This window comes from Cohnella panacarvi Gsoil 349, assembly GCF_000515335.1.
Lineage (GTDB): Bacteria > Bacillota > Bacilli > Paenibacillales > Paenibacillaceae > Cohnella > Cohnella panacarvi.
Window position 1 is genome coordinate 4,494,992 of sequence record NZ_KI911563.1, and the last position, 18,857, is coordinate 4,513,848.

Below are 18,857 nucleotides of genomic sequence, written 5' to 3' on the forward strand. Positions count from 1 at the left end.
AGTCGCGGGCGAACGCTCGACGCGTAACAATCGGACGCCAACCTTTTGGCGTCCTTTTTATTCGCCTCATCATATTGTTGATTAGGACGTATGAAGGATAAATGCTTATATCTGGCGAAAATAGGTGATGACTTAGCCCGCAGCAAGAACGCTGTCTAGTAGCTCAGGAGTAATCATACGGATAGGAGAGATAGATATTGAAAACACAAAAGTACAGCGTAAATCAGCATCTGATCGAAACGGTTCTGGCCTGGGTAAAGTCCGGTGAAATCGCCATTCCGGAAATTCAACGTCCATTCGTTTGGGACGCGACCAAAGTACGCGATTTAATGGATTCCTTATACCAGGGTTATCCAGTGGGGTATATTATCGCATGGAGAAATCCTAATGTTAAATTAAAAGACGGTTCGCAATCCGCTGGCAAAAAGATATTAATCGACGGACAACAGAGGGTAACAGCTTTAACTGCGGCGATATTAGGACAGCCGGTCGTGAACCAGGATTATCGGAAAGTAAAAATAAAAATCGCATTTAATCCAATGGATGAAAATGGGAAGTTCGAAGTCTTCAATACGGCTATTGCTAAAGATTCCGTCTGGATACCCGATATTTCCGAAATATTCTCTTCATCCGTCGACCTTTATGATTTCGTCGAAGATTATTGCAAACGAAACCCGAATGCGGTTAATCGCGAAATCTTCAAGAAGTTCGACCATTTAAAAAAGATTATTTCCAAGCAAATCGGTTTGATTGAATTGGACTCCGATTTGGACATCGAAACCGTTACGGAAATATTCATACGAATTAACTCTAAAGGAGTCGCGTTGAGCCAAGCCGATTTCGCGATGTCAAAGATCTCGGTTAATGAGCAATACAACGGCCCCATTCTGCGGAAATGCATTGATTACTTCTGTCATCTTGCGATCGCTCCGGAATTTTGGACGCAAATCAAAGAGACGGATCATGATTTTGCTGCCTCTCCATATTTTCATAAAATCAGTTGGATGAGCAAGGAGAAAGATGATTTATACGACCCTGACTATACCGACTTGCTAAGAGTAGCTTTCACTTCACAATTTAACAGGGGTAAGCTGGCGGATTTGGTGAGTTTATTGTCGGGACGGAATTTCGAGACCCGAACATACGAAGATGAAATTGCCAAACAGTCTTTTGAGAAGTTGGAACAAGGGATCGTTTCCTTCGTCAATGAGAACAACTTCAAATCCTTTATCATGATCATTAAATCAGCCGGGTTTATTTCTCCCGATCTTATCCGTTCTAAGAACGCAATCAATTTCGCTTACATTCTATATTTGAAATTGAAACGGTTAGGGCATAATCCTGCGGATATCGAATCCTACGTTCGCCGTTGGTTTGTTATGTCAATATTGACCGGCAGATATTCGGGATCTCCGGAAAGCTCATTCGACTATGATATTCGTCAAATCGCGAGTAGGCCGTTCAAGGAAGTTATCGAGGCTGAAGAGGCTGGGCGACTTTCTTCTGCTTTTTGGGAAGTTACTTTAGTGCAACAGCTAGAGACTTCAGTTGCTAGCAGCCCTTATTTTAACGTTTTCTTGGCGGCGCAAGTCAAAGGTGCGGACAAAGGTTTTCTATCTAAAGATATTACTGTTGCGGACATGATCAATCACAAAGGAGATATTCATCATATATTCCCTCGTGATTACTTGAAAAAGAATGGATTAAGTAAAATTCAATACAACCAAATTGCGAATTATGTTTATATGCAATCCGAAATCAATATTAAGGTAGGTAATAAGCCGCCGAGTCAATATTTGCGAGAGGTTGAACAGCAATGTACGACAGGAATGCTAAAGTACGGTGGCATTCAAGATCGCAATGAGTTGCTGGCCAATTTGGAAACAAGTTGCGTCCCTCCGGACATTATGACTATGAGTCTTCAAGATTATCCGGACTTTTTGAAACAACGCCGCATACTTATGGCAAAGAAAATACAAAAATATTATTTCAATTTGTAGAACTCGCAATGATGTGAACAGTCGAAAGCCACCACCCCTTATTTGGTCAAGACCCCATTTAGCGGACAATGAAAAAACACCTAAGCAACAAACTGGCGTCGGTACTCAACCGGCGTCATTTTTTTAAGTCTTCTTTGCGGTCGAGAATGGTTATAAAACGCAATATAAGTTTCGATTCGCCTTTGTGCCTCTTCAACGCTTCGTATATCATAGAGGTAGAGCCCTTCCGTTTTGAGATGCGAGAAGAAGCTCTCCATTGAGGCGTTGTCATGACAATTGCCTCGGCGTGACATGCTGATTTGGGCGCCAACCTTTGGCAGCATGTCGTGGTATGCATAGGACGTGTACTGGAATCCTTGATCGCTGTGAACGATCAATCCAGACATGTCCTTTTGCTTTTCAAAGGCCTTCTCGAATGTCCGCAAGACGAGTTGGTTGTCGTTACGTAAGTCCATATGATGAGCGACGATTTCATTATTGAATAAATCTTTAACGACCGATAAATATAGCCAGGTATCCGCCACTCGAACCTGAGTGACATCTGTGACCCATTTTCGATTGGGCATGTTGGCTTGAAAGTCTCGCTTTAACAGATTCTCCACGACGCGCCCACCGACTGTTGACCCGTAGTTACAGCGGTACTTACGCCGGATTTTAGAACGTATCCCGAGCTCCTGCATTAGACGTAGAACTTTCTTATGGTTAACCCATATTCCCTGTTCTTGAAAAAGGAAAAGCTGAAGCTGCCTATACCCGTATTTACCGTCATACTTCGTATATAAGGCCTGGATTCTTGCTTTGAGATCCCTATCTCGACTAGCCCCCTTACGCGCTAAATAGGCGTAGTAACCACTGCGCGAAACCTTAAATGCTTTGCAAAGCTCACTTACCGCATACCACTCTGACGCCTGCTCAATGGCCCTGTACTTTCGACGCACACCTCCCGCATCCAGATTTCCAAACACTTTTTTAGCATTTCATTTTCCCGTATCAAGCTTTGTAAGTGTCGATCTTGGTTGATGTATTCTGTTTTTCGGCCACGCCGATCCAATAACCCGAACTGCCCCAAGTTCCGATACTTCCGCATCCATTTTTTCATGCGATCTTGATCTGCAATCCCCAAATGTTCATTGATCTGACGATAAGTCCAACCTTCCTCAACATGGAGGCGAATTGCCTCTACTTTAACCTCATGCGTGTATCGCTTGAACTTCTGCCCCTTAACAGCCATAAAAAATGCACCCCCTAGAATTCATCGGATAAACCAGGGGTTTTTCCAATGTCCATTCTAAGGGGTGCACTCTATATTAAGGCTGGTGGCTTTCTTTCATGTGCTACTCACCGCTTCGCCTTATAAAACTCGTGATACAGCTTCATCAGCGCTCTCTTCTCGATGCGCGACACGTACGACCGCGAAATCCCGAGCTCCCGCGCGATCTCGCGCTGCGTCCGTTCGTCTCCGCCTCCGTCTAAGCCGAACCTTCCCCGAATCACTTCCTGCTCGCGGTCGTCCAGAATATCGAGATTGCGGTAAATTTTGCTCTTCTCGATCTTCAACTGGACTTTCTCCACGACTTCGTCGGGTTCGGTCCCCAGTATATCTTGAAGCGTAATCTCGTTCCCCTCTTTGTCCGTTCCAATCGGATCATGCAGCGACACGTCCTTTTTCGTCTTTTTCAAAGACCGTAAATGCATGAGAATCTCGTTCTCTATACACCTTGCCGCGAACGTCGCCAGCTTCGTCCCTTTGCCCATTTGGAAGCTTTCGATCGCTTTGATCAGGCCGATCGTGCCGATCGAGATCAAATCTTCCAGGTCTTCGCCGGTGTTGTCGAACTTCTTGACGATGTAAACACGAACCGATGTAAGGAGGGGGTGCGGTTGGTGTTTACGGGGGTGTTGGTGCGGTGAGGCTGTCTGAACGATTGTGGACGTGTTTTGGTGTAGTGTTATTGTGATATAATTGACGATAACATGGATGAGGATTGGACGGTGATTGGCCATGAATCAGATTCAAGATCTGAAAAAATTAATCAAACTCACAGGTGATCGCGCGAAGCTTGATGCTAAAGCTAATGGTACCTATATCGTCTATAAAACGGATCAAGGTCAAATTGTCAAAGAGTACAACAACGGAGATATTATTCCCATCGAAGATAAGGATTTCACCCATGAGTGATCCTTCAGCAATCATGTTTGTATTTGCTGGAAACAACGGAAGCGGAAAGAGTACTATCCGTAATTTGATTGTGGATCGACTTGGGATCGGCGTTAATATAGATCCCGATGCTTTGGCAAGAAGAATCGATTCTGTTAATCCAGAAGGTCGGAAAGTATCGGCGGGAAAAGAAGCCATTAAGCTAGCCAGGGATTGCATTCGTTACAAACGTGATTTTTCAGTCGAAACAACATTGGCTGGCGGAAACGCGATTCGCCATATGCAAGAAGCTAAGGCAAGTGGGTTTGAAATCACCATGTTTTATGTCGGACTTGGTGATTATCGATTGAATATAGAGAGAGTTGCAGCTCGCGTTAAGAATGGTGGGCATCACATTGCTTCCGAAGACATAATAAGGCGGCATGAGACGTCTCTTCGGAATTTACTTACTCATCTTCATTTGATTGACCACCTAATCGTTATTGACAATAGTGAAACTTATGGTGAAATTGTGCTTGAGGCTGACTATGGCAAGATAACAGCACGAGCTGTACTCATTCCGCAATGGGTTGAATTGATTGAGCAGCAGTTAAAATGAGGGGTAGATTAACATGCAAAATGAGTATCTACCTATTCATATTAATTATGAGACAGCTAAACTAATTGTGGAAACATGCTGAATTTGAAAACACCTAAGGGAAGAAAGCAATTTGTTAAAGACGGTATTAAGGTTGCCAGCGAAGTCAAAAGGATGGAGGATTAAATCCTGTTCCTGCAAAGATAAACAATGAGTGATTCCAAATAAATGCACCAAACACCAGTTCCCTGACAATTACCAGTCAGGGAACTTTGCTATTCTTTACTTAATTCCTATGCAGGATAATGCTGGGATTTATCGAAAACATAGGATATTCGATCTATATCGTTTGACTTTTGGGGGTTTAAGACATGGACACAAACACCTTTGATGCTGCGAAGAAAAAGCTAATTCAAATTTATTCATACCTGCAATCCCTTAATCAGCTGCGGAACCCGGTGAAGAAATCGATTGATGATCAGCTCTGGAAGCTTTGGTTCGGTGATCTGCCGAAATATCACGATATTGAATGTGACTTTATGGAGCATATAAACGCAGCGGATGTCGGGCAGAAACCGGTGGAAACGTATCTGACGGTTAGAAGACCTATTCTAACTGTTTGTCCTGAACCCCCTGAGGTTGTGGTTGATTGGTTAAAGCCTGGATGGCAGAAATTTGAAAGAGAACCTGAGCTATTCGATCCTACGGAACCTGCTGAGGAAGAAAATATAGATCAGCTGGAACGTTTTCACAATGATGAATACCGTGTAGAGATGTTCCATGAATGGATTAGGGAACGGGCGAGCTGGAAGCAGAAGGAGATGCCTGCCCGGGAAACTTTGAAGATTTTTGAACGCTTGTACGCCCTCAATGCCACTATAGAGCGTGAGCAAGAGCAAGTTGAACTCATACTTGGTGATGGGATTCTCAATTGGACATTCTCGAAATCAGAACGAATTCACCATCCAATTTTACTGCAAAAGGTGAAGTTGTCATTTGATCCTTCCATACCTGAATTTACTCTCTCCGCAATTGAAGAGGGAGGCGTATTTTACAGTGCACTATTTCGAGATATGGAAGAAGTTCGTGCCAATACAGTAAGAGCGTGCAATGAAGAACTGGAACAGTCGTCTTGTGGCCCTTTGGATCAACAGCCTACAGATGAGTATTTGACCCGTGTCGCGAGCTTGCTGTCAGCCAACGGGAGGTTTTTCTCATTTGGTGAACATGCGCCGAATAAACTAGACCTTCAAAATCCGATTATTACCCGCAATCCTGTATTGTTCCTGCGGAGGCGATCGCTAGGTTTTGCTCAGGCTTTGGAAAGTATACTAATCCATCTTGAGGGAACTCAATCGCTTCCTGAAGCGGTAACAGGCATTACAGGGATCGATCTCCAGGATAAACCTGCTGAGAAGAATTGGGATACTCCATCGCTTGATGTTAATGGTGAAGATGAGGAAATCTATTTTACCAAGGAGGCGAATTCCGAACAACTGGACATAGCCTTTAAGATTCGAAAGTACGGCTCGGTCTTGGTGCAAGGTCCTCCAGGTACTGGCAAGACACACACGATTGCAAACTTGATTGGGCATCTACTTGCCGAAGGGAAGAGCATTCTCGTAACCAGCCATACTTCAAAAGCGCTTCAAGTGCTTCGGGATAAAGTAGTCGAGCCTTTACAAGGGCTATGCGTAAGTGTAATACAAGAAGAGATTGGGAATCAGCAGATGGACCAGTCGATTGATGTGATTACCGAGCGACTCAGTTCAATTAATCCGTCCTCTCTTGCTGAACGAATCTTGAGGTTGGGCGGACTTCGTAAACAGCTTCTCACAGAGATCCGTCAGATTAATCAGGATTTACGAACTATACGGGAAAATGAATATGCACCTATTGTGTTTCAGGGGCAATCGTTTAACCCGTCTGACGCGGCGAGGTTGGTCCATGACAAAGAGGAGCTCCTGGCATTCATCCCGGGTGATATTTTATTAGGTGTTGGGTTGCCTCTGAATGAAGAGGAGTTAGGAGCCTTATATCTTAGTAATAAGGTAATCGCTTTGGATGAGGAGGCGGAACTATCTTCATTAACATTACCTCTCAATCTGCTTCCTGATCCGAATCAATTTGCCGAATGGGTCACTGAATATGACCAACTTTCTTCAAGTCCCAAAGAATTACATCAACCATTCTTGAACACCTTTATGGCTGTTGACAATGAGTTCTTATCCGAGTTGTTAAGAGTAACTATTGCACAGGTAAGTAAGTTTTCCGCGGGGGAAGTTTGGAAGTTGGTTATCATCGCGAATGGTGGTATAGAAGATAATCCATCATCTGTATGGCAAGAGCTCCTCATGGAAATAGAGGGACTCATGGAACGATATGCGGAAGCCAAAACGGCTGGCTACAGATACGCGATATCAATATCCGAAGAGAGTCAGGAATTGCAACAACTCGAAGAAACCGTGATCGAAATGATTGCCTATTTGAAAGCGGGTAGAAAACTGGGTAAGATCCAGTTTCTTCTCCATCCCAAATGGTCCCGTACGACGAAGCATATCCAGGTCAACGGAGCCGCACCAGCAGATATAGAGCAGCTTGAAGCAGTTCTTTCCATATTACGGCACCGGATCAAGCAACAATTACTATTAGCACGTTGGGAAAGACAAGTGTCAGCTGTTGGAGGAATGCCTGTAGGTGCATTCGGTAATGAGCCGGAGTTACTACTTCCTCAGCTTAAAATACAACTGGAGCAGCTCTTGACTTGGAAACAAACCATGCGTGAGACCGTTCAATCTCAGTGGGAACAGATAGGATTCTACTGGGATAGGTTCATCGCGTCCAAAGATATGGACTTGATTCCTTATGCGGAAGTTCTTCATCTGAAATCAATGATTGAATCGGAATTGCCGGCGATTGTTGAATCCGTAATTAACGAATGGAAGTGGCAGTCGATCCAGAATCAATGGACGAGGCTGGCTGAACTCCTTGTCGATTATCAAACCTTAACCAGTCCAACCATCGATGGCATTTTGCAGGCCATAAAGAACAAGGATGTGTCATCTTATACCTCTTGCTATAATCAATTGTCCTATTTATGGGGTAAGGTTGAGGTCTGGCGCCAGCGGAATCATTCGTTAATAAAGTTAGAAGAAGCAGCGCCGAATTGGGCGAAAGCGATTCGAAACCGAGAGGGAATACACGCTTCTGCTGAATTATTTTTTGAAGCTCATAAAGCTTGGCTCATCAAGCAACTTGAAGGTGAGTTAGACCGAAGACAAGGGCTGTCTCCTGTGCGACTACAGCAGAAATTGATCGATACTCGTGAGACGTTTAAGCAAATCACAGTAGAACTCGTAGAAAGCAAATCTTGGTTGGCAGTCAAGCAAAAGACGACTCTGAAGCAGCAGATCGCTCTGCAGGGTTGGAAGCAACAAATGAAGCGCGTTGGGAAAGCGACCGGTAAGCTGGCTCCACTTCGACTTGCAGAAGCAAGAAAGTTGATGCCGTTGTGCCAGACTGCCGTTCCCGTATGGATTATGCCGATCAGTAGAGTTATGGAAAGTTTTGATCCATCTCGAAATCAGTTCGATGTCGTCATAATAGATGAAGCAAGCCAGGCCGATGTCATGGGCTTAACAGCACTATACTTAGGCAAACAGGTGATTGTGGTTGGTGATGACAACCAGGTCAGTCCGGACGCAGTAGGACAGAAGCAAATGGAAGTTCAGAGGTTAATTGAAACGATGTTAATGGACATTCCGAATGCTAGCTTGTACGATGGCCAGATGTCTATCTACGATCTTGCCCAAATGTCATTCGCGGGGAAGACACAACTTCGGGAGCATTTCCGATGCGTAGAGCCCATTATTCAATTTAGCAACTCACTTTCTTATAAAGGTAGCATTAAGCCTCTTCGTGATCGAAGTGGGGTGAATCGCCGTCCACACACGATTGCATATCGGGTGGAAGCGGTACAAGCAGGAAATACGAATCAAGTAGAAGCTCAGGTGATTGCTTCTCTCTTGATTGCTGCATCTGAACAGGATAGTTATCGTGATGCTTCGTTCGGTGTCATCTCTTTATTGGGGGATGAACAAGCCCTATTGATTGATACATATTTGCAAAAGCACATGGACCCAGTGGAGTATAAGAAGCGAAAAGTCCGTTGTGGAAATTCAGCTCAATTCCAAGGGGACGAACGAGATGTGATGTTCCTGTCCATGGTGCATACTTCTAAAGGCGACGGGCCATTGTCGATGCTTGCAGATCCACTTGAGCGGACCAAGAAAAGATATAACGTTGCAGCCAGTCGAGCAAGAGATCAAATGTGGCTTGTTTATTCATTGAACGAGTCCGTCGATCTTAAAGACGGCGATCTTCGTAAAAAACTTATTCAACATATGATTAATCCTTCAGCGGCAACCGAGGTATTGAAACAGGCGGAACCGCACTTGCAATCGGAGTTTGAGAAGCGAGTCATGGAAAGGCTTTTGCACGAAGGATATCATGTGGTCTCGCAATGGAGAATCGGTGCATATAGCATAGATTTGGTTGTCGAGGGCGGAGGAAAACGAATTGCTATTGAGTGTGATGGAGAACGGTGGCATCCTATCGAAAAACTAAATGATGACATCGCAAGGCAGATGATTCTGGAGCGTCTTGGTTGGACTTTTATTCGTATTCGTGGCAGTGCCTACTTCCGAAGCCCAGAAGCAACAATGCAAGATGTGATCCGGACATTAGAGAATAAAGGAGTTACCCGTGAACTTCATAATCTGCTTGAAATGAGTCATGGGGACAACGAAAGTCTGAAGAAACTAATCGTGCAAAGAGCAGAGGAGATTCGCAGTGAATGGGAAGACAACCAAGATGAAATTACAATCGGGGATAGAGGATCTCGAACACGTAAAACGAAATACGCTAATGTAGGGGAAGAACCAACCTCTTTTAAGGTCGAGCCAACGGAGTCTCAACAACAAACGATTGATATTAAGATGGATCAACCGTCCGCACCGTTTGAACTATTATCATATCTTAAAGAGAAAGATCTTAAGTTCATCGATAATCGGAACAAGGGAGGCGCTCTCTGGGTTGTAGGTGATCGAGAGATTTGGAGCACTCTTGGACCACTTGCTAAGCAGGGGTTCAAATTTTCCTATCTTCCTAAAGGGAGTCAAACGACAAAGAACAAGCCGGGATGGTATACGAAAAATAGCTAACAAATCAACAAAGTTGTTGGCTATACCATGTCGGACGCTGACTCCAAAAGATATTATCGGATCAAACAAGATGATCGAAGAACTGAAAGGGGGAAATTCTATTGGCGATACCGGGCAACATTGACTCTTCACATATTCTCGCGGCCTTAGCAGAAATGGAACGTTTGAAGGATGGCGATCTAGCTTCGTCAACAGGTTATGATTTATTCCACGCAGGCAGGAGGTACCCTCCAAAGGAGGTTCTCCGTTACGCAAACATGGAAGCTAATGGCGAATGGCTGGATGGTTTTTCGGGCGGGGATCAGTCGAATAATTTTCTTATCATACGGGGCTTTATCATTGTGCTGAAGGGGACCAACCTAGCAATTGGACTTAATTACAGCAAGAATGGATCCATCGCATACGAAATAGATGAGGCAGAAGCTGAAGAGGTCGTCGATATCTTGAGAGATATCGACGAACCTATGCTTAACAAGACCGAAAGGGATGTGCTGGTTAGATCCCGGATCGGACAGTCGACATTTAAAAACAAGCTGATCAGAAGATCGCCCAAGTGTGAACTGTGCGGAATTTCCGATCCTCGGCTGCTGATCGCTAGTCACATCAAGCCATGGCGCGAGTCGAATAATGTTGAGCGGTTGGATGTAGATAACGGATTTCTGCTTTGTCCCAATCACGATATGGTTTTCGACAAAGGGTATATTAGTTTTGATCATGAAGGCCTCTTCATTAGGGGAAACATCCTGGTCCGATTTGAATCTGGATGTTTCTATTAAGATCAACATGAATCCAATCCAAGCAGTATACATTAAATGGCATCGCGAGAATCTATTTGATAACCATGCATCATCATGAACTGGTAGCCCAACAAGCACTAGTGTTTATAATAGCTCATATAATCTTTATCAAAATCCTGGTATCGAAAAATCAACAGCTGACCGTGAGTTTCGAATCCATGAGAAGCGAATCATTTCAGGGGTACTGGCTTGGAATGAGGATACGGGAGAAGGTACAATGAAGTCTTCATCCACAGAAGTTATTCTAGCAAATTTTCCCAATAGACTTAGTAACGATCGCTATCTTGTTAAGGTATTGGAGAATCATGCGATAATAGCCGCCTCAGAAATATATGAGAGTCTCGATGCACAGAATGAAAGTGAGTCAGATGAAGCTGAGTTTGATGAGGAAGTGGAGGTTGACTCGGAGGAAGATTAAGTATAGTTGAAATCGTGATGTCATATTAAATTTCCAAATAATATTGATTTGAAAAGTACCTGATTGCTTATTAACTTGAAGCCAACAACGTGTGGTTTAGAGTAGAAATAACCGGGCCAGCTCTCTGATGACCACAGGTGCTGGCTCGGTTTGTAAGGTATTGGTACCTCACCGCTTCGCCTTATAAAACTCGTGATACAGCTTCATCAGCGCTCTCTTCTCGATGCGCGACACGTACGACCGCGAAATCCCGAGCTCCCGCGCGATCTCGCGCTGCGTCCGTTCGTCTCCGCCTCCGTCTAAGCCGAACCTTCCCCGAATCACTTCCTGCTCGCGGTCGTCCAGAATATCGAGATTGCGGTAAATTTTGCTCTTCTCGATCTTCAGCTGGACTTTCTCCACGACTTCGTCGGGTTCGGTCCCCAGTATATCTTGAAGCGTAATCTCGTTCCCCTCTTTGTCCGTTCCAATCGGATCATGCAGCGACACGTCTTTTTTCGTCTTTTTCAAAGACCGTAAATGCATGAGAATCTCGTTCTCTATACACCTTGCCGCGAACGTCGCCAGCTTCGTCCCTTTGCCCATTTGGAAGCTTTCGATCGCTTTGATCAGGCCGATCGTGCCGATCGAGATCAAATCTTCCAGGTCTTCGCCGGTGTTGTCGAACTTCTTGACGATGTGAGCGACAAGCCGCAAGTTATGTTCGATAAGCAAATTGCGGGATACCGGATTTCCTTCCGCGAGCCGATTCAGATGCAGCGCTTCTTCTTCGTCGGTCAGGGGTTGCGGAAAAGCGTTATTTTTGACATAGGAGACGAGTAAAGATAACTGCTTTAGGAACAAGGCAATCGATGCGATAAAACCAGGCACGATAAAGCCACCTCCGACTGTAGGGTCTGCGCGCGAGAAATGAGCATTACCATTGTATGTGGTTAAATGCCCATCCGTGCCTGTACCGCCTCGAAGTATATCGCGAAACCTCCCAAGCGCCTCCGAATTGTCTCCGAATGATGTCCGATGTGTCTCCGATTCGTCTCCGATTCGTCTCCGAATGACGCGGCGCCCCTTTGGGAAATAATGAACGCGACAACGAGAAGCCAATTCAAACAAGGGAGGTGCTCACGATGGCAGTGAAAAGCGCGGGCAGCGGCTCGAAGGGTTACAAGCCGGTCTCGATGTCCGCGAAGGAGTATAAGGCTTTCGCCCAGACCAAAGAGCCTTCCCGGTCGGTGTGGACGAACTGCTTGAGGGCTTTCTTGGTCGGGGGGCTTATATGCGCGATCGGCCAAGGCATACAGAAATTTTTCATGGCGGCGTTCGATATGACGTCCAAACAGGCGGGCAACCCGACGGTCGCCGTATTGATTCTGCTGGCCGTCATCTTAACGAGCATGGGGGTCTACGATAAAATCGCCCAATGTGCAGGCGCGGGCAGCGCCGTGCCGGTTACGGGCTTCGCGAACTCGATGAGCTCCGCGGCCATCGAGCACCGAAGCGAGGGGCTCGTGCTCGGCGTCGGCGCGAATATGTTCAAGCTGGCGGGCTCCGTCATCGTATACGGCGTCGTAGCCGCGTTCATCGTAGGGGTCGTCTACTGGCTGTTCGGGATTGGAGCGTGGCATGATACTACAGGGTAATCGTTCATGGGTGTTCCAGAATCCGCCGGTTATCTTGGCTACCGGAACCGTCGTCGGACCGGACGAAGGACAAGGACCGCTCGCCTCCGAGTTCGATCTCGTGCACCCCGATCTGGAGATCGGGCAGCCCAGCTGGGAGAAGTCCGAGAGGGCGCTGCTCGAGCAAGCCGGCGATATCGCGCTTCAGCATGCGAGCTTGAAGCAAGGCGAAATTAACTTTTTCGTCGGCGGCGATCTGTTGAATCAGATCATTAGCAGCACGTTCGCGGCGCGTACGCTCGGGGTGCCGTATTTGGGCGTTTTCGGCGCATGCTCGACGTCGATGGAGTCGCTGGCGATCGCTTCGCTGATCGTCTCCTCCGGCGCGGGCAAGCATGTCATGGCTGGAACGAGCAGCCACAATTGCACGGTGGAGAAGCAATTCCGCTATCCGACGGAATACGGCTCGCAGAAGCCGCCTACCGCTCAATATACGGTTACCGGCGCCGGGGTGTCCGTTGTCGGACAGAAGGGCGACGGACCGGTCGTAACGGCGGCCACGATCGGCAAAATTATGGATCTGGGCATTACCGATCCTTTCAATATGGGAGCGGCCATGGCTCCGGCAGCGGTCGATACGATTCAGAGCCATCTCGAGGAAACGGGCCGGTCTCCCGGCTATTACGACGCCATCGTAACGGGAGATCTCGCCGGCGTAGGTCACCCGATCGCAACCGATATGCTTAAACGCAACGGGGTACCGATGCAGCAGACGCAGTTTCTCGATTGCGGCTTGATGATCTACGATGTCGATAAGCAGAAGGTGCAAGCGGGAGGCAGCGGCTGCGCTTGCTCCGCCGTCGTTACCTACGCTCACCTCCTGAAACGCATCGCTAAAGGCGAGTGGAAGAAAATACTCGTCGTGGCAACCGGCGCTTTGCTCAGTCCGCTGTCCTACCAGCAAGGCGAAACGATTCCGTGCATCGCTCACGCGGTCGCCATTGAAGCTCCAAGTTAAGTCGAGCGATCCATTATAAGGAAACGAGAAGGAGGGCATGCCTATGATGCCCTATGTGTGGGCATTCATCGTCGGGGGAGGCATTTGCGTCTTCGGGCAAATTTGCTTCGACGTCTTTAAACTAACGCCGGCGCACACGATGTCTTTGTTGGTCGTATTGGGCGCATTTCTGGATGCGGTCGGTTTGTACGATCCGCTAGTCGATTTCGCCGGCGCCGGCGCGACGGTGCCGATCACGAGCTTCGGCAACTCATTGGTGCACGGCGCGCTGACGGAGCTGCAGCAGGACGGGTGGATCGGCGTCATTACGGGCATTTTCTCGATCACGAGCGCGGGCATCTCGTCGGCGATCGTCTTTTCGTTCCTCGCCGCGCTTGTCGTCCGCCCGAAAGGGTAAAGATAGCATCAAACCCATACGCGATTCGCAACGTATAATGAACAGCCAGACCCTTACAGGTTTGGCTGTTTTTCTATTGAATTTTGTAAAAATCTAAAATTACAAAGGCATCCATATTTCGGTATAATGGAAATGCACAAATAAATAGCGATCAAAGTAGATTCCATAGGAGGACAACGGCAATGGATCATCAAGGCGCGATGCAATTGTTGGATCAAATCAGACGCAATATGGAATCTTGCATTTACGGCAAGAAAGACGAGATTGCTTGGATGCTTACGGCCCTGCTGGCCGGCGGGCACGTGTTAATCGAGGACGTCCCGGGGACGGGCAAAACCCAGATGGTTAAAGCGCTTGCCTTATCCGTCGGCGGCGTATTCCATCGTATTCAATGCAACCCTGACCTGCTGCCTACCGATATTACGGGCGTATCCATCTACCATCCGAAGCAAGAGGAGTTCGTATTCCGTCCCGGCCCCGTCATGGCGAATCTGCTGCTCGCCGACGAGATTAACCGCGCGACGACGAAGACGCAGTCCGCGTTGCTCGAAGCGATGGAGGAAAGACGGATTTCCGTCGACGGCCAGACCCATCAGCTTCCGCAGCCGTTCATGCTGTTCGCGACGCAGAACCCGATCGATTTCGAAGGCACGTACAGTTTGCCGGAAGCGCAATTAGACCGTTTCCTGATGAAGATAAAGCTAGGCTATCCGGACGAAGTTTCCGAGAAACGCCTCATTTTGGAGCCGAATGCAAGCCGCGCCGCGGAATCGTTGAAAGCGGTTGCCTCCGTGGAAGATATCGCGCACATGCAGAGGCTGGCGGAAGCGATTCACTTGGACGCGAGCGTCGCCGATTATCTTATCGCTCTCATTCGCGGTACGCGGAATCACCAGAGCGTGCTGCTCGGCGCAAGCCCGCGCGCGGCGGTCGCCCTTGCGTCCGCGGCCAAGGCTTACGCCTTCCTGCATCATCGCGCCTTCGTTATTCCGGATGACGTGAAGGCGATGGCTCCGCTCGTGCTAAGCCATAGAATCCATCTGCGCTCGGAAGCGAGGATGCAAGGCTCCACGACCGCGAACGTTCTACAGGACGTGCTTAGGAACTTGCCGGTTCCCGTCGGAATGGAGCGTTAATCATGATTCGGAATTTGTCGCGGACATGGTGGTTTGGCAGCATTCTGTACGTCACGGCCGCGTGCTATGTCCTCTTCCAAGGCGGCAAAACCTCTCTCATGCTGTTCGTGATCCTGAACGTTCTAGGCGTCTACTTGATGCTCGGGCGGTGGAGCGGCATCGGCGGCGTCAACGGCGCAAGAACGATCGAGACGCAGGGAGGCAACACGGCTTACATGATGGCCGGCATGCGGCTCAGCGTCAAGCTGCGGATGCAAATTCCGGGCTTCTGGCCGCTGCCCTACGTGATCGTGAGGGAGAAACTCGTACGCCGATCGGGCGGAGAGAGCCAGCTTTACGAGATGTCCTTCGTTCCGGATTACCGCAGGCGCGGAGAGGTGCGATTCGAGACGGCGCCGCTGCGCAGGGGGCAATACGAGTTTCAGGCGACCGATTGCTCGACGCGGGATATATTCGGATTGTTCGAGCATAAGGGAACTTTCTCGCAGCCGCACGATCTTCAGGTGCTGCCGCGCACGGTCGAACTCAAAGATTGGAAGCTGTTCAGGCGTGCCCGGAGAGGCGTGTTCCATCAAACGTACACTTCGCATTACGCAAGAGAGACGACCCAGATCGACGGTGTCCGCGAATACATTCACGGAGACCGGTTGTCACGGATTCATTGGAACGCCACCGCTAAGACGGGGCAATGGAAATCGAAGGAGTTCGAACGCGAAGCGCTTCCGCGCATCGTGTTCGTGCTGGATCGCAACAAAGCGAACTATCGCGGCGCGGAGCAGTTCGAACTCGCGGTATCCGTCGTCGCCTCGCTCATCGAACTGTCGGTTCAGAAACGAATGCCGATCGGCTTCGCATCGGCGGGACTGATCGCGATGTGGTTCGGAGCGGGCCAGACGTTCGTGTCCCGCGACGAGGTGCTCAAGCATCTCATCGACGTCGAGGCGGATGGCGAAGCCGCGCTGAGCGACGTGCTCGCTCAAGTCGCGGAGAGGTACGAGCCGGGCGTCCATATCGTCATGGTGACCGCTTCGATCCAAGAAGATACGGCCGCGGCGATTACCGCCCTCGAGAGCAGGCGCATGCTGCCGAGCGTCATCCATATCGCGGATAAGCATGCGCATCCCGAAGACGCGGCCAAGCTTCGCCATTGGCAATGGCTCTGTCAGTCCAAGCAATGGGAATTTTGCTCGGTCGCTCAATTGGAGCAGCTCCCTAAGGCATTGGGGGTGAGCAACGCATGAGAATCAACAAAACCGCTCTTTTCCTGCAACGGCTCGTCATTGAACGGCTTCATCGGCTGCTTGCTATTATTGTCGTTCTTCAACTTATTCAATGCTTCGCGGACATTTGGTGGGAAGAGACGTATGCCATTATTTACGGAACGTTGACCGTTGCCGCGATTACGGAGCTGCTCTTTACGAGAGGATTTCTGTGGCGGTTCATCGTGCAGATCGTGGCCGCTCTCGTCTTCATCTGGTACAAGGCTCCCGTCGATTGGGGCGGCTGGCCGGTCAGTTGGCGGGATTGGGACGCCGTACGGCATTTCCTGACCTTCCATGTCGATCAGCTTCATCCGTTCTACGAGCTTACGTTAGGCGCGTTGCTCGCCGCACATGTCTTGGCGTGGGCGGGCAGAAACCGATCGGGTACGATTTCCGTCATCATGGCTTCGATCTTGACGATGGCGACGGTAGACTCGTACTTCGCGCTCTCGCTATGGCACAATATCGCTTGGATCGTGGCGACGGGACTCGTCTGGCTCGTCGTCGTCCATCTGAGACAGCTTCAAGCAAGACATCCGGACAGCTGGGATCATCTGGCCGAAAGACCGCTCGAACTCATCGTTCCGGCAACCCTCATCATCGGGGTCGTGCTCGTCATGGGCATTATCATGCCTCGCGTTCCGGTATTGCTCGAGGATCCCTATACGATTCTCATGGAAGCTCAGGGACACAAGGTGGCGAACGCGGGCGGCGAAGGCGGCGTGCTGATCAGCTCCTCGGGCAGTTCCGGCAACAAAGGCTCGTCGCTGTCCGGTTATAGCCGCGACGATAAGGAGATCGGCGGAGGCTTCCAGTTCGACTACTCTCCTGTCATGACGATCACGACATCCCAGCGGAGTTACTGGCGAGGGGAGACGAAAGCCGTCTATACCGGCAAAGGCTGGGGAGACGTGAAGGGCGGCACGCCGTTCGAGCCCTATCATCCTAGCAACGAGACGAGCTTGCCGCTGTTGCCCGAACGCCCAAGCGGCGTGGAGACGAAGGAAGTCGTACAGACGGTCAACATACAGCGCAAGGACAAAATTTCGGTGCTGTTCTCGGCCGGCCCGGCTTCCAAGATTTCCGAGCTGACAAGCGATGCTAAACCGGCCCTGCAATGGAATCCGGAGGAATGGGAAGTCAAGCTGAATAAACCGGCGAGAGTCGAAAGCTACACCGTCGTATCGCAGGTTGCCGTCATCGACGAAGCGAAGCTGCGCCAGTTGCCTGCCGCGGCGCAAGACAGCGAGCTGAATATCGAGCCTTACTTGCAACTGCCCGACGGCACGCCCCAGCGGGTGCGCGATTTGGCGGAAGCCCAGACCGCGGCATTCGCGAACGACTACGACAAAGCGAAGGCGCTTGAGACTTACTTAAGGGAGACGTATCCTTATTCGAATACGCCCGACGTAAGCAAGCAGCAGAGCAAAGACGTCGTGGACGCGTTCCTGTTCGAGATCAAGGAAGGCTATTGCGATTACTTCTCGACATCCTTCGTCGTGATGGCCCGTTCGGTCGGGCTTCCGGCGCGTTGGGTTAAAGGATACGCGTCGGGTTATGATCCTTCCGATTTGGAACGCAGCGGACCCAGAGGCTTCGGTCCCGGACGCGAAGATAAGAACGGTGCGGGCACGTATACGGTACGCAATGCCGATGCGCATTCGTGGGCCGAGGTGTATTTCGAAGGCTACGGCTGGATTCCTTTCGAGCCGACCGGCGGCTTCAGCTTGCCGGTCATCTACCCGGACAATGCTCCGGAGCCCGAAGAATTGGCAACGGAAGCCATCGCCGAGCCGACGGACGAAGCGGAAGGCAAGGAAGAGTCGAATTGGATCGTCATAACGACCGCGGCGATCGGAGCATTGCTCGTCGCAGGCGGCATCGTCTACCTGCTGTTGCGTCTTCGCGACGGCGGAGCCGGATTCGCATGGCGAAAATTCAGATTCTACGGATCGACGCCGGATCAGCGCGTCATCAGGGAGATGGAGAGACTGGTCGTCTTCCTTCACCGCAGGGGACTGCGCAGAGAAGCGAACGAGACGATGAGGGAATCGGTTACGCGCTGGGGCGGCAAGTTCTCGTCGCTGCGGGCCGACTTCGATAACGCGCTGTACCATTTCGAGCACGCGAGGTACGGCCAGAACAGCGGCAACGAACAGAGGCTGCAAGCGTTCACAGACGCGGCAACGAATATTCGCAAGGCGTTATAAGGCGCAATCACGCGGCTGGCGCTCCTCTCATCGGGGCGTCAGCCGT

General features: G+C 49.3%; 16 protein-coding genes. 12 read left to right on the forward strand and 4 right to left on the reverse strand.

All coding sequences use genetic code 11. From position 1 onward, the window contains the following. Positions 1–197 precede the first annotated feature (197 nt). Entirely contained in the window at positions 198–2,000 is a 1,803-nt protein-coding gene (locus COHPA_RS0121425) for a GmrSD restriction endonuclease domain-containing protein (RefSeq protein ID WP_027088197.1), read from the forward strand. Between the two features lie 80 nt (positions 2,001–2,080). On the opposite strand, the gene COHPA_RS0121430 is transcribed toward COHPA_RS0121425, so the two are convergent. From COHPA_RS0121430 to sigK (COHPA_RS0121440), 3 genes are all read right to left on the reverse strand, one after another. After that, a complete protein-coding gene (locus tag COHPA_RS0121430) occupies positions 2,081–2,965 on the reverse strand; it encodes an IS3 family transposase (protein WP_084760875.1) in 885 nt (294 codons plus the stop codon). Then, positions 2,887–3,231 carry a helix-turn-helix domain-containing protein gene (locus COHPA_RS0121435; protein WP_027085583.1) on the reverse strand — a complete coding sequence of 115 codons (345 nt, stop codon included), beginning with the start codon at positions 3,229–3,231 and terminating at the stop codon, positions 2,887–2,889. Before COHPA_RS0121435 ends, COHPA_RS0121430 begins: the two co-directional genes overlap by 79 nt. 107 nt (positions 3,232–3,338) lie before the next feature. Beyond that, positions 3,339–3,848, reverse strand: a complete 510-nt coding sequence (gene sigK, locus COHPA_RS0121440; protein ID WP_245590362.1) for an RNA polymerase sporulation sigma factor SigK — start codon at positions 3,846–3,848, stop codon at positions 3,339–3,341. 154 nt (positions 3,849–4,002) lie between these two features. Here sigK (COHPA_RS0121440) and COHPA_RS25900 point away from each other — a divergent pair, with 154 nt between their 5' ends. The 5 genes from COHPA_RS25900 (at position 4,003) to COHPA_RS0121470 (ending at position 11,172) form a co-directional block, all read left to right on the forward strand. Continuing rightward, on the forward strand, positions 4,003–4,179 hold the full coding sequence (locus tag COHPA_RS25900; protein ID WP_169733289.1) for a hypothetical protein: 177 nt from the start codon (positions 4,003–4,005) through the stop codon (positions 4,177–4,179). Next, positions 4,172–4,756, forward strand: coding sequence for an ATPase (locus tag COHPA_RS0121450; protein WP_027088201.1), 585 nt, complete (start codon positions 4,172–4,174; stop codon positions 4,754–4,756). The genes COHPA_RS25900 and COHPA_RS0121450 overlap by 8 nt, the downstream gene beginning before the upstream one ends. 350 nt (positions 4,757–5,106) lie before the next feature. Continuing rightward, positions 5,107–9,957, forward strand: a complete 4,851-nt coding sequence (locus COHPA_RS0121455; protein ID WP_027088202.1) for an AAA domain-containing protein — start codon at positions 5,107–5,109, stop codon at positions 9,955–9,957. A 101-nt stretch (positions 9,958–10,058) separates the two neighbouring features. Beyond that, on the forward strand, positions 10,059–10,733 hold the full coding sequence (locus tag COHPA_RS24690; RefSeq protein ID WP_027088203.1) for an HNH endonuclease: 675 nt from the start codon (positions 10,059–10,061) through the stop codon (positions 10,731–10,733). A gap of 238 nt (positions 10,734–10,971) precedes the next feature. Beyond that, on the forward strand, positions 10,972–11,172 hold the full coding sequence (locus tag COHPA_RS0121470; protein WP_027088205.1) for a hypothetical protein: 201 nt from the start codon (positions 10,972–10,974) through the stop codon (positions 11,170–11,172). A 168-nt stretch (positions 11,173–11,340) separates the two neighbouring features. Here the strand turns inward: COHPA_RS0121470 and sigK (COHPA_RS0121475) are convergent, their stop codons facing one another. Further along, positions 11,341–12,042: an RNA polymerase sporulation sigma factor SigK gene (gene sigK / locus COHPA_RS0121475; protein WP_027088206.1), complete on the reverse strand. Its 702-nt coding sequence runs from the start codon at positions 12,040–12,042 to the stop codon at positions 11,341–11,343. A 254-nt stretch (positions 12,043–12,296) separates the two neighbouring features. On the opposite strand from sigK (COHPA_RS0121475), the gene spoVAC reads away from it, so the two are divergent. From spoVAC to COHPA_RS0121505, 6 genes are all read left to right on the forward strand, one after another. Continuing rightward, positions 12,297–12,809 (forward strand): stage V sporulation protein AC, encoded by a 513-nt coding sequence (gene spoVAC, locus COHPA_RS0121480; protein ID WP_027088207.1) that lies wholly within the window; start codon positions 12,297–12,299, stop codon positions 12,807–12,809. Beyond that, on the forward strand, positions 12,793–13,806 hold the full coding sequence (spoVAD, locus tag COHPA_RS0121485) for a stage V sporulation protein AD (protein WP_035119722.1): 1,014 nt from the start codon (positions 12,793–12,795) through the stop codon (positions 13,804–13,806). Before spoVAC ends, spoVAD begins: the two co-directional genes overlap by 17 nt. 46 nt (positions 13,807–13,852) lie before the next feature. Then, complete coding sequence (gene spoVAE / locus COHPA_RS0121490; RefSeq protein WP_035121648.1) at positions 13,853–14,203, forward strand: stage V sporulation protein AE; 351 nt, start codon at positions 13,853–13,855, stop codon at positions 14,201–14,203. A 182-nt stretch (positions 14,204–14,385) separates the two neighbouring features. Continuing rightward, the gene (locus COHPA_RS0121495) at positions 14,386–15,339 is read left to right on the forward strand and encodes an AAA family ATPase (RefSeq protein WP_027088210.1); all 954 of its coding nucleotides are present in this window, start codon (positions 14,386–14,388) and stop codon (positions 15,337–15,339) included. Positions 15,340–15,341: 2 nt separating this feature from the next. Then, entirely contained in the window at positions 15,342–16,580 is a 1,239-nt protein-coding gene (locus tag COHPA_RS0121500) for a DUF58 domain-containing protein (RefSeq protein ID WP_027088211.1), read from the forward strand. Then, on the forward strand, positions 16,577–18,811 hold the full coding sequence (locus COHPA_RS0121505) for a DUF4129 domain-containing transglutaminase family protein (protein ID WP_027088212.1): 2,235 nt from the start codon (positions 16,577–16,579) through the stop codon (positions 18,809–18,811). The genes COHPA_RS0121500 and COHPA_RS0121505 overlap by 4 nt, the downstream gene beginning before the upstream one ends. The last annotated feature ends 46 nt before the right edge of the window (positions 18,812–18,857 follow it).

What these genes read in the sequence shown, in the direction of transcription:
- COHPA_RS0121435 (WP_027085583.1), bottom strand. Translation starts at nt 3,231, where the DNA reads ATGGCTGTTAAGGGGCAGAAGTTCAAGCGATACACGCATGAGGTTAAA.
- COHPA_RS25900 (WP_169733289.1), top strand. Translation starts at nt 4,003, where the DNA reads ATGAATCAGATTCAAGATCTGAAAAAATTAATCAAACTCACAGGTGAT.
- COHPA_RS0121450 (WP_027088201.1), top strand. Translation starts at nt 4,172, where the DNA reads ATGAGTGATCCTTCAGCAATCATGTTTGTATTTGCTGGAAACAACGGA.
- COHPA_RS0121455 (WP_027088202.1), top strand. Translation starts at nt 5,107, where the DNA reads ATGGACACAAACACCTTTGATGCTGCGAAGAAAAAGCTAATTCAAATT.
- COHPA_RS0121470 (WP_027088205.1), top strand. Translation starts at nt 10,972, where the DNA reads ATGAAGTCTTCATCCACAGAAGTTATTCTAGCAAATTTTCCCAATAGA.
- spoVAC (WP_027088207.1), top strand. Translation starts at nt 12,297, where the DNA reads ATGGCAGTGAAAAGCGCGGGCAGCGGCTCGAAGGGTTACAAGCCGGTC.
- spoVAD (WP_035119722.1), top strand. Translation starts at nt 12,793, where the DNA reads ATGATACTACAGGGTAATCGTTCATGGGTGTTCCAGAATCCGCCGGTT.
- spoVAE (WP_035121648.1), top strand. Translation starts at nt 13,853, where the DNA reads ATGCCCTATGTGTGGGCATTCATCGTCGGGGGAGGCATTTGCGTCTTC.
- COHPA_RS0121495 (WP_027088210.1), top strand. Translation starts at nt 14,386, where the DNA reads ATGGATCATCAAGGCGCGATGCAATTGTTGGATCAAATCAGACGCAAT.
- COHPA_RS0121500 (WP_027088211.1), top strand. Translation starts at nt 15,342, where the DNA reads ATGATTCGGAATTTGTCGCGGACATGGTGGTTTGGCAGCATTCTGTAC.
- COHPA_RS0121505 (WP_027088212.1), top strand. Translation starts at nt 16,577, where the DNA reads ATGAGAATCAACAAAACCGCTCTTTTCCTGCAACGGCTCGTCATTGAA.